Consider the following 13,300-nt stretch of genomic DNA (forward strand, 5'->3'; position numbering starts at 1 on the left):
GAATCGGGAATAGGGAATCGGGAGCGGGAATGGGGAATGGGGAATGGGGATGGGGAACTGAGCGAGGAGGTCGGAAGTAATCAGCGATGCGCCGCCTTACGCTTCCCGATTCTCCATTCCCGATTCCCGCCTCTCACCCATACACGGCTTGGAAGGCGAACGCCCCCAACACCGCACCGATGATCGGCGCGACCACCGGCACCCAGGCGTAGCCCCAGTCCGAACCGCCCTTGCCGGCGATCGGCAGCAACGCATGGGCCAGGCGCGGGCCGAGGTCGCGCGCGGGGTTGATCGCATAGCCGGTGGGGCCGCCGAGCGACATGCCGATCACCACCACCAGCAGGCCGACGCCGAACGGTCCCAGGCCCGGCGACAGCGTGTTGGCGCCGATCGCGAGCGCGGCGAAGGTCAGCACGAAGGTGCCGATGGCCTCGGTGAGCAGGTTGGCGCGGGTGTCGCGCACCGCCGGCGCGGTGCAGAAGATCGCCAGCTTGGCGGCCGGGTCGTCGCTGAGCCGCCAGTGGGCGAGATAGCTGAGCCAGACCAGCACCGAGCCGGCGAACGCGCCGGCGAACTGGGCGGCGACGAAGCCCGGCACCAGCGACCAGGACAGCTTGCCGATCGCCGCCAGGGCCAGGGTCAGGGCGGGATTCATGATCGCGCCGCTGGTCGGGCCGGCGATGAAGATGCCGATCAGCACCGCCAAGCCCCAGGCCGCGGTGATCACGCCCCAGCCGGCGCCCTGGGCCTTGGATCGATCGAGCAGCGCGCCGGCGACCACGCCGTTGCCGAGCAGGATCAGGATGCCGGTGGCGACGAACTCGCTGAGGTATTGCGACATCGGGGTGGGCATTGCGGTGGATCTCCTGGGCGATGCGGCGGTTCGGGCGTACGGGGCTGGGCGGGATTTGGAAAGACTCGAAAGGCTTGGCGCGATCCGGCGAGGTTTCGCGCGATCTGGCGCGGTCTGCTACCCGTTGCGAAACACTCTCCCACCGCCATCCCCGCGAGAGCGGGGATCCAGGGCCGCACCGCGACATGGCTGCGAAGTCTCCGGATTCCCGCCTTCGCGGGAATGACGGCAGCAACGAGCGCTGAAGCCCGGCCGGGGACGATGGCGAGAGGGAGCGCCGCTGGAGCCTGGCCGAGCATGAGGTGCGGCAGTCCTTCGGCGAGCGGACCTTCGGCGAGCGGATGCGGGCAGGCCGCCCGCGCAGACCTCGCGCCCTGCGGATGCGCGGCGACTCATGCCAACCCCACTTCCAGCTGCGCATCCGCCCGGCTGGCCATGCGCCGCGCCACATAGTCCTGCAAGCGTTCGACGCCGGCCGCGTCGATGCGCAGGCCGAGCTTGGACCGCCGCCACAGGATGTCTTCGGCGGTGCGCGCCCATTCGCAGTCGACCAGGTAATCGACTTCGATCGCGTACAAGTCGGCGCCGAAGCAGGCGCCCAGGTCGTCCATGCGCGCGCAGCTCTCGAGCATGCGCAAGGCGCGGCTGCCGTAGCTGCGGCACAGGCGCAGCGCCAGCGCATCCGGCAACCATGGCCGGCGCAGGCTGAAATCCTCGTGGAAGGCGCCGAAGTCGGCGCCGGGCAGGTCGCCGCCGGGCAGCGGCGCATCGCCGGTCCAGGCCGGCCGCAGCTCGCCGAGCTGCGCGGCGAGGCGGTCGCAAGCTTCCTCGGCCAGCTTGCGTGCGGTGGTCAGCTTGCCGCCGAACACGTTCAGCAGCGGCGCGCCGTCGCGGTCCAGGTCGAGCTGGTAGTCGCGGGTGATCTGCGAGGCCTGGTCGTTGTCGTCGTCGAGCAGCGGGCGCACGCCGCTGTAGCTCCAGACCACGTCGTGCGGCCGGATCGGCCGCTTGAAATAGCGCGAGGCGGCGGCGCACAGGTAAGCGGTCTCGGCCTCGTCGATGCGCGGCGCGGCCGGGTCGCCGCGATAGTCGACATCGGTGGTGCCGATCAGGGTGTAGGCCTGCTCGTAGGGGATGGCGAACACGATGCGCCGGTCGGGCTGCTGGAAGATATACGCATGGTCGTGCTCGAACAGCCGCGGCACGACGATATGGCTGCCCTTGATCAGGCGCAGCTGGCGCACGTGCGGCAGTCGCGCGACTTCGTCCAGAAAGCGCGCCGCCCATGGCCCGGCGGCATTGACCAGCGCGCGCGCTCGCGCCTCGCGGACCCTGCCGCCGGGGCCGCGCAGGCGCACCCGCCAGCCGTCGCGCTCGCGCTGCGCGGCGACGCAGGCGGTGCGGGTCAGCACGCCTGCGCCGCGCTCGGCGGCGTCCATCGCGTTGAGCACGACCAGGCGCGCGTCCATCACCCAGGCGTCGGAGTAGACGAAACCGCGTACGAACTCGTCCTGCAGCGGACGCCCGGCGATGTGCTTGCGCAGGTTGACCGAGCGCGAACCGGGCAGGCCGCGGCCGCGGCGTCCGCCGAGGCGGTCGTAGAGGAACAGGCCCAGGCGGATCAGCCAGGCCGGGCGCAGATGCGGCTGGTGCGGCAGGACGAAGCGCAGCGGCCAGATGATGTGCGGGGCCATGCGCAGCAGGCGCTTGCGCTCGGCCAGGGCCTTGCCGACCAGGGCGAACTCGTACTGCTCCAGGTAGCGCAGGCCGCCGTGGATGAGCTTGGTGCTGGCGCTGGAGGTGTGCGCGGCTAGGTCGTCGCGCTCGCACAGCAGCACCGACCAACCGCGGCCGGCGCCATCGCGCGCGATCGCGGCACCGTTGATGCCGCCGCCGACCACCAGCAGGTCGACCTTGAGATCCGTTTCGGTCATGCGTTCCCGCGACTGGCTGCAGGTCGCGCGTGGCCGACCCAGGTTGCGTCAGGATGATGGCACAGGCTCGTGGCGCGATTGTTGCCTGGGTTCACATCAACGGCGGGTGAGGGTTGCGCGATCGCGCGGTTGTGACGCGGGCAAAAAAATCCCGAAGCCGCCCGGCTTCGGGAAGAGGGTTACAGACGGGCCGGAGAGACCTCTTTGTAATGCGGAGTATCCGCGCGAGGCTGCGGGGCGCGGCACCCGCGCGGCGATGGGGTCGAGCGCATTCGCCGCTACGGTTTCGGGTGCCGCTGGCCGCGCCCGGTCAGTCGCGCAGCTCGGCCACCTGGCACGGCAGCTCGAGTTGGGCCAGCACCGCCGCGGTGACCTCGGCGGTGGTCGCGGCGCGGCCGGCCGGGGCCAGGTCGGCGGTCAGCGTGCCGGCCTCCAGCACCGCGGCGACCGCGCGCTCGACGCATTCGGCCTCGGCCTCCAGGCCCAGCGAATGGCGCAGCAGCAGCGCGGCGCTGAGGATGGTGCCGCAGGGGTTGGCGATGCCGCGGCCGGCGATGTCCGGCGCCGAGCCGTGGATCGGCTCGTACAGCCCGACCTTGCCCTCGCCGAGCGAAGCCGACGGCAGCAGGCCCAGCGAGCCGGCCAGCATCGAGGCTTCGTCGGTGAGGATGTCGCCGAACATGTTCTCGGTGACGATCACGTCGAAGGCGCGCGGCTTGGCGATCAGGTGCATCGCCATCGAATCGACCAACTGGTGTTCCAGGGTGACGTCGGGGAATTCCTCGCGCGCCACCTTCGCGGCGACCTCGCGCCACAGCCGCGAGGTCTCCAGCACGTTGGCCTTGTCGACCGAGACCACGTGCTTGCGCCGGCCGCGGGCCAGTTCGCAGGCGCGGCGCACGACCCGTTCGATCTCGGCCACGCTGTACTCGCACAGGTCGCTGGCGGCCTCGGCGCTGCGCTGCTTCTGGCCGAAATAGATGCCGCCGGTGAGTTCGCGCACCACCATCAGGTCGACCCCGGCCAGCAGGTGCGGCTTGATCGGCGAGGCGCCCAGGGTGGCCGCGTGCGGCTGCACCGGACGCAGGTTGGCGTACAGCCCCAGGCCCTTGCGCAGCGCCAGCAGGCCTTGTTCGGGGCGGACCTTGGCCTGCGGGTCGGACCACTTCGGACCGCCGACCGCGCCCAGCAGCACCGCGTCGGCGCGCTGGCAGGCCTGCAGGGTCGCCGCCGGCAGCGGTTCGCCGCTGGCGTCGATCGCGGCGCCGCCGATGGCGTGCTCGCGCAGTTGGAACTGATGGCCGTAGCGGGCGGCGACCGCGCGCAGTACTTCGACCGCGGCGGCGGTGACTTCCGGACCGATGCCGTCGCCGGGCAGAACGACGATGTCAGCGCGCATGGGTGAACTCCTGGGTTTGGGACTGCGCCGCGGCGCGGCGCTGTTCGTAGCGGTTGATGGCTTGTTGCTGGCGCAGCAGATAGCCGAGCTGGTCGACGCCTTCGATCAGGCAGGTCTGGGCGAAGGCATCGAGCGGGAACTCGACCGAGCGTCCGTCGGGCAGGTGCAGGCGGCGTTCGCGCACGTCGATGCGCAGCTCGATGCCCGGCTGGGCCAGCAGCTGGTTGAGCAGGGCCTGTTCGACCACCACCGGCAGCAGCCCGTTCTTGAGCGAGTTGCTGCGGAAGATGTCGGCGATCTCGCTGCTGATGACCGCGCGCAGGCCGAGGTCGGTCAGCGCCCACGGCGCGTGCTCGCGCGAGGAACCGCAGCCGAAATTGCGCCCGGCGACGAGGATCGCGGCGCCGGCGTTTTCGGGCTTGTTGAACTCGAAGGCCGGGTTGGGCGAGCCGTCGGCCTGGTAGCGCCAGTCGTTGAAGGCGAACTTGCCCAGACCCTTGCGTTCGGTGGTGGTCAGAAAACGCGCCGGGATGATCTGGTCGGTATCGATGTTGCGCTCGCGCAGCACCACGGTGCGCGAGACCAGTTCGACGAAGCCGGCGCCGGCGTCGGTAGAAGCGATGGAAGCGGACATCACGCGACCTCCTGGACGGCCGAGGCTTGGGCGGCATGGGCGAGGTAATCGCGCGGGTCGACCACCTGGCCGGCGACGGCGCAGGCCGCCGCGGTCAGCGGCGAAGCCAGCAGGGTGCGCGCCCCCTTGCCTTGACGGCCCTCGAAATTGCGGTTGCTGGTGGATACCGCCAACTGACCGGCGCCGACCAGATCGCCGTTCATGGCGATGCACATCGAGCAACCGGGTTCGCGCCATTCCGCGCCGGCGGCGCGGATCACCGCGTCCAGGCCCTCGGCCTCGGCATCGCGCTTGACCTGCTCGGAACCGGGCACGACCAGCATGCGCACGCGCGGATGCACGTGGCGGCCGCGCAGCACGTCGGCGGCCTGGCGCAGGTCGGACAGGCGCGAGTTGGTGCAGCTGCCGACGAACACCACGTCGACCGGACGCCCGGCCAGCGCGGCGCCGCCTTCGAAGCCCATGTAGGCCAGGGCCTTGGCCTCGTCGGCGTCGCCGGCCTGCGGCAGGGTCGCATCGACCGCGGCGACCTGGCCCGGGTGCGTGCCCCAGGTCAGGGTCGGCTTGATCGCGGCGGCGTCGATATGCACTTCGCGGTCGAAGCGCGCGCCCTCGTCGGTCTTGAACTCGCTCCAGCGCGCCAACGCCTGGTCCCAATCGCTGCCGCGCGGCGCGCGCGGGGTCTTGGCCAGATAGTCGTAGGTGACCTGGTCGGGCGCGATCAGGCCGGCGCGGGCGCCGGCCTCGATCGACATGTTGCAGACCGTCATGCGCTCGTCCATCGACAGTCCGCGCACGGTCGAACCGCGGTACTCGATGACGTGGCCGGTGCCGCCGTTGACGCCGATCTCGCCGATCACGTGCAGGATCAGGTCCTTGGCGCCGACGCCCGGGGCCAGTTCGCCTTCGATGTTGATCGCCAGGGTCTTGGGCTTGCGCTGCAGCAGGCACTGGGTGGCCAGCACGTGGCCCACTTCGCTGGTGCCGATGCCGAAGGCCAGCGCGCCGAAGGCGCCGTGGGTGGCGGTGTGGCTGTCGCCGCAGACGATGGTCTGGCCGGGCTGGGTCAGACCCAGTTCCGGGCCGATCACGTGGACAATGCCGCGATGGGCGCTGTCGAAATCGAACAGTTCGATGCCGTGGCGCGCGCAGTTCCGGCGCAGGGTCTCGACCTGGTGCTCGGCCTCGGCGGTGTAGTACGGCAGGCGGCCGTCGGCGCCGGCGGGCAGGGTCGGGGTGGAGTGGTCGAGCGTGCCCTTGGTCAGGTCGGGGCGGCGCGGCTTGAGGCCGCGTGCGTCGAGTTCGGCGAAGGCCTGCGGCGAGGTGACCTCGTGGATCAGATGCAGGTCGATGTACAGCACCGCCGGCGCGGCCTCGGATTCGGGCGCGACCAGGTGGGCGTCCCACAGTTTGTCGAACAGGGTGGTGGGTTGGGTGGCTGAAGTCATGATGGAGGCGACTATGGCTTTCGGCTTTGAGTGATTCGATCTTCGGTTTCCCATCTCCCGCTTGCGGGAGAAGGTGGCCCGAAGGGCCGGATGAGGGTGAGCGAGGCATGCCTGGCCTCACCCCAACCCCTCTCCCGCGAGCGGGAAAGGGGCTCAGGTCATGCGGTGGCGGCGACCTTGTGCGGCTGCGCTTGCGGCTGCGGCTGCGGCTGCTGGCGCGTGCGCACCACCCGGTTGGCCAACTCCAGCCAGGCCAGCGCGCTGGCCTCGATGATGTCGGTGCTGGTGCCCGAGCCGGTCAGCTCGACCCCGTCCACGCGCGCCGTCACGCTGGCCTGGCCCTGGGCGTCGTCGCCGGTGGTCACGCTGGAGACGTTGTAGCTGTCGATGCGCAGGGCGATGCCGGTGGCGCGGGCCAGGGCGGCGAACAAGGCGTGCACCGGACCGTCGCCGACCGCGGCCTCGCTGATCGTGGCGCCGTCGGGCTCGACCAGTTGCACGCTCGCGGTCGGCAGACTGCCGTCGGCGACGCCGGTGCTGACGTGGGCGCGCACCAGCCGGTAGCCGCGCGCCGCCTTGGCGTCGGCGCCGAGCACCAGCGCTTCCAGATCGGCGTCGAACACTTCGCGCTTCTTTTCGGCCAGGGCCTTGAAGCTGGCGAACACCGCGTTCAAACGCGCCTCGTCCAGGCTGAAGCCCAATGCCTGCAGGCGGTCGCTCAGCGCGGCGCGGCCGCTGTGCCGGCCCATGACCATCTGCGATTGCGCCCAGCCGACGGTTTCCGGATGCATGATCTCGTAGGTGCCGCGGTGCTTGAGCATGCCGTGCTGGTGGATGCCCGATTCGTGCGCGAACGCGTTCTGGCCGACGATGGCCTTGTTGCGCTGGACCACCATGCCGGTGATGCGCGACAGCAGGCGCGAGGTCGGCACCAGGCGACGGGTGTCGATCCGGGTGCCGACGTTGTAGTAGGCGTTGCGCACCCGCAGCGCCATCACCAGCTCTTCCAGCGCGCAGTTGCCGGCGCGCTCGCCGATGCCGTTGATGGTGCACTCGACCTGGCGCGCGCCGCCTTCGATCGCCGCCAGGCTGTTGGCCACGGCCAGTCCCAGGTCGTTGTGGCAGTGGGCGCTGAACACCGCCTGGTCGGCGCCGCGCACGTTGGCGCGCAGGTACTCGAACAGGGCGCGGATCTCGCTCGGGGTGGTGTAGCCGACGGTGTCGGGAATGTTCAGGGTGCGCGCGCCGGCGGCGACCGCGGCGCTGCAGATTTCGACCAGGTAATCGTGCTCGGTGCGCAGCGCGTCCTCGCAGGAGAATTCGACGTCGTCGACATAGCGGCGCGCCTGCTCGACCGCGGCGATCGCGCGCTCGGTCACCTGCTGCTTGTCCAGGTTGAGCTTGTGCTGGCGATGCAGCGGGCTGGTGGAGATGAACACGTGGATGCGCGGCTTGGCCGCGCCTTCCAGGGCGCGCGCGCAGGCTTCGATGTCGCCGGGGTGGCAGCGGGCCAGGGTGGCCAGGGTCGAACCGCGCACTTCGCGCACGATCGCCCGGGTGCCTTCCAGGTCGGCCTCGGAACTGGCGGGGAAGCCGGCCTCGATCACGTCGACGCCGAGCTCGGACAGGGCGTGGGCGAAGCGCAGTTTCTGGCTGGCGGTCATGCTGCAGCCCGGCGACTGTTCGCCGTCGCGCAGGCTGGTGTCGAAAATGGTGACCTGTTGCTGCGGCGCGTCGGTCGGTACTACCGGTCCTGACGTGTCGTTCATGGGAATCGGTCCTCTAATACGGCGTAACGCGGGTTGGAAGTCGGGGCATGGTCGGTGGGGCGGGAGTCGGGGCCGCTGCGGCCCCGACTAAGTCGCATCGCGGGATCGAGATTGGCGAGCTTGTAAATGTCCGCCTCGACGGTTGCAGCCTCGCGACCGAGGCCCTCGCGGTTGCGCCGGCGCGGTCGCCGCGGCGGCCGCGGCCGCACCTCCGACAACAACTGCGCCAGCACCCCGGCATCCAGATTGCCGCCCGACACCACCGCGCATTTGCGCTTGCCGACGATGCGGCGCCCGGCCGCCAGGGCCAGTGCGCCGGCGCCCTCGGCGATGATGTGTTCCTCCAGCGCCAGCCGGACCAGGGTTTCGCGCAGTTCGGCCTCGCGCACGATCACCACGTCGTCGAGCAGTTCGGCCAGCACGCGCTCGGTCAGCCGGCCGGGGTCCTTGACCCGCACGCCGTCGGCCAGGGTCGCGGCCGGTTCGACCAGTCGGCGGTCGCCGCGCAGGGCGCGCGCCATCGAATCCACGCCTTCGACCTGGGCGCCGATCACCCGCACCTTGCGTCCGGCGGCGCCGGCCGCGAGCAGTTGCGACTTCAGCGCCATCGCCACGCCGGCGGCCAGGCCGCCGCCGCCGATCGGCACCAGCACCACGTCGGGCAGGAGCCCGGCCAGCTCCAGGCCGACCGTGCCCTGGCCGGCGATCACGTCCGGATCGTCGAAGGCCGACAGCAAACGGTAGCCGTGCTGTTCGGCCAACTCCTGGGCGAAGGCCTTGGCCTCGTCGTAGCTGTCGCCGTGCAGGCGCACCGTCGCGCCCCAATGGGCGACGCCGGCGACCTTGGTCTGCGGCGCGCAGCTCGGCATCACCGTAATCGCATTGACGCCCAGGCGATACGCGGCCCAGGCCAGGCCTTGGGCATGGTTGCCGGCCGAGGCGGCGATCACCGGGCGCTGATCGCCGCGTTCGCGCCCGGCCAGCAGCGCGTTGAGCGCGCCGCGCACCTTGTAGGAACCGGTGCGCTGCAGGTTCTCCAGCTTCAGCCAGCAGCCGAAGCGCTCGGCGTGGTGCAAAGGCGTCGGTTCCAGGTACCGGCGCAGCCGCACCTGCGCCGCCAGCAGGTCGGCGGCGTTGAGCGTGGCCAGGCTGGCTACGTCGCAGTCCATGGCCTCAGACCGCGGTCAGCCAGGCGGCGTAGCGCGGCTCTTGGCCGCGCACGACGCGTGCGTACAGGGCGGCCAGCTCGCGCGTGACCGGGTTGTCGCCGAACTCGCGCCGGTCCAGCACGCAGATCGCGGTCGCCTCGGCGGCGGTGCCGCAGACGAAGACTTCGTCGGCGTCGAGCAGCTCGTGCAGGGTGACTTCGCGCGATTGCGCGCCGGACAGCTCGATCATGGTGTCGCGGGTGATGCCGGGCAGGGCGTCGCGATGCTCGACCGAGGTGACCATGCCGTTCTTGACCATGAACACGTTGGCGCCGGTGCACTCGACCACATAGCCCTTGTCGTCGGTGAACAAGGCCTCGTCGAAGCCGCGCTGCTTGGCTTCGCGCTTGGCCAGGATCGAATTGACGTAGGCGCCGCTGAGCTTCAGCGCCGGCAGCGAAGTGGCCGGGTTGCGCTTCCACGGCGACACCGTCAGGCGGGTGCCCGCGCCGCCCAGGTGCACCAGCTTGGGCAGGGTCGCGATCATCAGGTGCTGGGTCAGCGGATCGACGTCCAGGCCGATGCTGCCGGTGCCCATCCAGGTCAGCGGGCGGATGTAGGCGTCGCGGTGGCCGTTGGCGCGCAGGGTGGCCAGGGTGGCCTGGCTGGCGCGCTCGACGTCGAAGTCGATGCCGAACATGTCGGCGCCCTTGCGCATGCGCTCCATGTGCTCGGGCAGGCGGAACACCGCCGCGCCGCCGTCGGCGGTGGCGTAGCTGCGGATGCCCTCGAACACCGCGGTGCCGTAGTGCATGGCGTGGGTGGTCAGCGGCGCTTCCGGCGCATCGCCGGGGATGAACTGGCCGTCGAACCAAATGAGCGGCATTCGCTGGGAAGTCGGGACTTCGCTGCGAGCGCGGGACTTCGAACCGTGAGCCCCGCTCGAGGGCTCGACTTCAGCGCGCGCAGCCTCGCTGCGCGCCGGCGCATATGCGCGCTCGCGCACCGCGGCCGCGGCTTGCGCCGGCGATTGGTTCTCGGCGGCGGCCGGGCGTTCCAGGGTTTCGGCGGTCAGGTGCATGGGGAAACCTCAACGGCAAGACAGTCGTAGAGCTTGGCGAGCTGGGTCTGCAGCGCGGTGTCGGCGCGTTCGCCCTCCACCGTCATGCGCAGGTGCCAGCGATCGCCGTCGGGTTGCGCTTCGCCGTCCACCGACAGGGGACGGAAGCCGCGGCGTTCGGCGGCGCCCAGTACGCGAGCCAGCGCGCCTTCGGCCTGGCGCAGGGTCAAATCAAGCTGGTATCGCATGGGCATCCTCCTTCGCGTTGGGAGTGGCGGGGGTCAGGCTGACGATCGCGTCGGCGTCGCCGGCTTCGGGGTCGAGCATCTGTGCGTTGTTGTGGTTCGGCGGCACCAGCGGCCAGACGTTGGCGGCCTGGTCGATGGCGACGTGCAGCAGCACCGGACCCGGGGTTTCCAGCATGTAGGCCAGGGCTTCGTCGACCGAATCGGCGCGGTCGAGATACATCGCCTTGACTCCGAACGCGGCGGCCAGGGCGCAGAAGTCCGGGTTGTCGGACAGGTCGATCTCGGAGTAGCGGCGTTCGAAGAACAGCTCCTGCCACTGCCGCACCATGCCCAGGGCCTGGTTGTCGAGCAGCACGATCTTCACCGGCAGGCGGTAGCGGGCGATGGTGGCCAGTTCCTGCACGTTCATCAGGAACGAGCCGTCGCCGCTGACGCAGATCACCCGCGCATCCGCCTCGCCTCCGTCGGCATGGGCCAACTGCGCGCCCATCGCCGCCGGCACGCCGAAGCCCATAGCGCCCAAGCCGCCGCTGGTCAGGTGCTTGCGCGGATCGTCGAAGCGCCAATGCTGGGCGACCCACATCTGGTGCTGGCCGACATCGCAGGCGACCACCGCCTCGGGCGCCAGTTGCGACAGGCGCCGCAGCAGGGCCGGCGCGTACACGGTTTCGCCGGGCGCGTCGTAGCGCGGCGCGCAATCGCGCTTGCGCTGCACGCAGGTGTCGCGCCAGGCGCGGCGGGCGCCGCCGTTGCGGCCCTGCAGCTGAGCGGTGACCGGCGGGGTCAGTGCGTCCAGCGAGCGGCGCAGGTCGCCCTGCACCGCGGCGTCGGCGTAGCGCAGCTTGCCGATCTCGCAGGCGTCCAGGTCCATGTGCACGACCCGCGCATTGGGCGCGAACTCGGCCAGCTTGCCGGTGGCGCGGTCGTCGAAGCGCGCCCCGACCACGATCAGCAGATCGCATTCCTGCACCGACAGATTGGCGGCGCGGTTGCCGTGCATGCCCAGCATGCCCAGATTCAGCGCGTGCTCGGCCGGCAGCGCGCCCAGGCCTTTCAGGGTCAGCACCGCCGGAATCTGGCTGCCTTCGACGAAGGCGCGGAACGAGGCCGTGGCCTCGGCCAGGGCGATGCCGCCGCCGCCGTAGATCAGCGGCTTGCGCGCATGCGCGATCAGCGCCGCGGCCTCGTGATAGGCCGCATCCGGCGCGTGCGGCGTCGGATCGACCGGCAGCGGCGCGTGCGCGGCCAGGTGCGAGGCGTCGGCGTTCTGCACGTCCTTGGGCAGATCGATCAGCACCGGGCCGGGCCGGCCGGAACGGGCCAGGCGGAACGCCTCGGCGACCATCCGCGGCAGCTCGTCGACGCTGCGCACCAGGAAGCTGTGCTTAACGATCGGCAGGGTCATGCCGAACACGTCCAGCTCCTGGAACGCGTCGGTGCCCATCAGGGTGGTCGCGACCTGGCCGGTGATGGCGACCATCGGCACCGAGTCCAGCATCGCGTCGGCGATGCCGGTGACCAGGTTGGACGCGCCCGGACCGGAGGTGGCTACGCAAACGCCGACTCGCCCGCTGGCACGGGCATAGCCGTTGGCCGCGAAAGCCGCGCCTTGCTCGTGGCGGACCAGGACGTGCTTGAGGTCCGACCCGTGCAGGGCGTCGTAGAAAGGCATGATGGTGCCGCCCGGATAACCGAACAGCGTGTCCACGCCTTCTGCGGCCAGTGCTTGCACCAGCCAGCGGGCACCGTTCATCAGGCGGCCTCTTCCTGTCGTTCGCCGCGGGTCGCGGCGGGAGCGGCGGGCTGCGCCTTGGGCGCGGTGTCCAGCCACTTCATGTTGGCGCGCAGCTTCTTGCCGACCGCTTCGATCGGATGCTCCAGGTCGCCCTGCTTGAGCGCCTTGTAATTGGCGTTGCCGGAGGCGTACTCGGCGATCCACTGCTTGGCGAAGGTGCCGTCCTGGATCTCGGCCAGGACCTTGCGCATCTGCGCCTTGGTGTTGTCATCGACCACATAGGGGCCGCGGGTCAGCGCGCCGTACTGAGCGGTCTCGCTGATGAACTCGTGCATGCGGGTCACGCCGCCTTCGTAGAACAGGTCGACGATCAGCTTCAGTTCGTGCAGGCATTCGTAGTAGGCGACTTCCGGCTGGTAGCCGGCTTCGACCAGGGTTTCCCAGCCGGCCTGGACCAGCTTGGTCGCGCCGCCGCACAGTACCGCCTGCTCGCCGAACAGATCGGTCTCGGTCTCTTCCTTGAAGGTGGTCTTGATCGCGTTCTGGCGCGCGCCGCCGATGCCGGCGCAGTAGGTCAGGGCGAACTCCTCGGCGCGGCCGCTCTTGTCCTGGTGCACGGCGTAGACGCTGGGCACGCCGCGGCCGATTTCGTACTCGCGGCGCACCAGCGCGCCCGGACCCTTGGGCGCGACCAGGACCACGTCCAGATCGGCGCGCGGCGCGATCTGGCCGTAGTGGACGTTGAAGCCGTGCGCGAACAGCAGGCAGGCGCCCTGCGCGATGTTGGGTTCGATCACCTCGCGGTAGAGCTGCGCCTGCACCATGTCCGGGGTCAGCACGGCGACGAGTTCGGCGCCGGCGACGGCTTCGGCCGGCGACTTTACGGCGAAGCCGTCGGCCTTGGCCTTGAGCTCGGTCGGGCCGCCCGGGCGCAGGCCTACGGTGACGTCGAAGCCGGAGTCGCGCAGGTTCAGCGCATGGGCGCGGCCCTGGCTGCCGTAGCCGACGATGGCGATCTTGGGGCTGGAGGCGGTGCTGGTGGTCATAGCGGTCTCGGGAGGAGTGAGTGGAG

The 13,300-nt window shown here is 70.5% G+C and carries 11 protein-coding genes; all 11 read right to left on the bottom strand.

Going from position 1 to position 13,300, the window contains the following annotated elements; translation table 11 throughout:
* Positions 1–133 precede the first annotated feature (133 nt).
* On the bottom strand, positions 134–853 hold the full coding sequence (locus AC3A57_RS14615; RefSeq protein ID WP_487579567.1) for an MIP/aquaporin family protein: 720 nt from the start codon (positions 851–853) through the stop codon (positions 134–136).
* A 392-nt stretch (positions 854–1,245) separates the two neighbouring features.
* A complete protein-coding gene (glpD, locus tag AC3A57_RS14620; RefSeq protein ID WP_487579568.1) occupies positions 1,246–2,787 on the bottom strand; it encodes a glycerol-3-phosphate dehydrogenase in 1,542 nt (513 codons plus the stop codon).
* 310 nt (positions 2,788–3,097) lie between these two features.
* Positions 3,098–4,186 (bottom strand): 3-isopropylmalate dehydrogenase, encoded by a 1,089-nt coding sequence (gene leuB / locus AC3A57_RS14625; protein ID WP_487579569.1) that lies wholly within the window; start codon positions 4,184–4,186, stop codon positions 3,098–3,100.
* On the bottom strand, positions 4,176–4,820 hold the full coding sequence (gene leuD, locus AC3A57_RS14630) for a 3-isopropylmalate dehydratase small subunit (protein ID WP_487579570.1): 645 nt from the start codon (positions 4,818–4,820) through the stop codon (positions 4,176–4,178). Before leuD ends, leuB begins: the two co-directional genes overlap by 11 nt.
* Entirely contained in the window at positions 4,820–6,268 is a 1,449-nt protein-coding gene (gene leuC / locus AC3A57_RS14635; RefSeq protein ID WP_487579571.1) for a 3-isopropylmalate dehydratase large subunit, read from the bottom strand. Before leuC ends, leuD begins: the two co-directional genes overlap by 1 nt.
* Positions 6,269–6,426: 158 nt before the next feature.
* Positions 6,427–8,037: a 2-isopropylmalate synthase gene (locus AC3A57_RS14640; protein ID WP_487579572.1), complete on the bottom strand. Its 1,611-nt coding sequence runs from the start codon at positions 8,035–8,037 to the stop codon at positions 6,427–6,429.
* Positions 8,034–9,206, bottom strand: coding sequence for a threonine dehydratase (locus AC3A57_RS14645; protein WP_487579573.1), 1,173 nt, complete (start codon positions 9,204–9,206; stop codon positions 8,034–8,036). Before AC3A57_RS14645 ends, AC3A57_RS14640 begins: the two co-directional genes overlap by 4 nt.
* A 4-nt stretch (positions 9,207–9,210) precedes the next feature.
* Positions 9,211–10,071 carry an aminotransferase class IV gene (locus AC3A57_RS14650; RefSeq protein ID WP_487579574.1) on the bottom strand — a complete coding sequence of 287 codons (861 nt, stop codon included), beginning with the start codon at positions 10,069–10,071 and terminating at the stop codon, positions 9,211–9,213.
* A gap of 185 nt (positions 10,072–10,256) precedes the next feature.
* The gene (locus tag AC3A57_RS14655; protein ID WP_221671353.1) at positions 10,257–10,493 is read right to left on the bottom strand and encodes an ACT domain-containing protein; all 237 of its coding nucleotides are present in this window, start codon (positions 10,491–10,493) and stop codon (positions 10,257–10,259) included.
* Entirely contained in the window at positions 10,477–12,246 is a 1,770-nt protein-coding gene (ilvG, locus tag AC3A57_RS14660; RefSeq protein ID WP_487579575.1) for an acetolactate synthase 2 catalytic subunit, read from the bottom strand. Before ilvG ends, AC3A57_RS14655 begins: the two co-directional genes overlap by 17 nt.
* A complete protein-coding gene (ilvC, locus tag AC3A57_RS14665) occupies positions 12,246–13,274 on the bottom strand; it encodes a ketol-acid reductoisomerase (RefSeq protein WP_487579576.1) in 1,029 nt (342 codons plus the stop codon). The genes ilvG and ilvC overlap by 1 nt, the downstream gene beginning before the upstream one ends.
* Positions 13,275–13,300: the final 26 nt, after the last annotated feature.

This window comes from Lysobacter sp. Soil_C_15, from assembly GCF_057657315.1.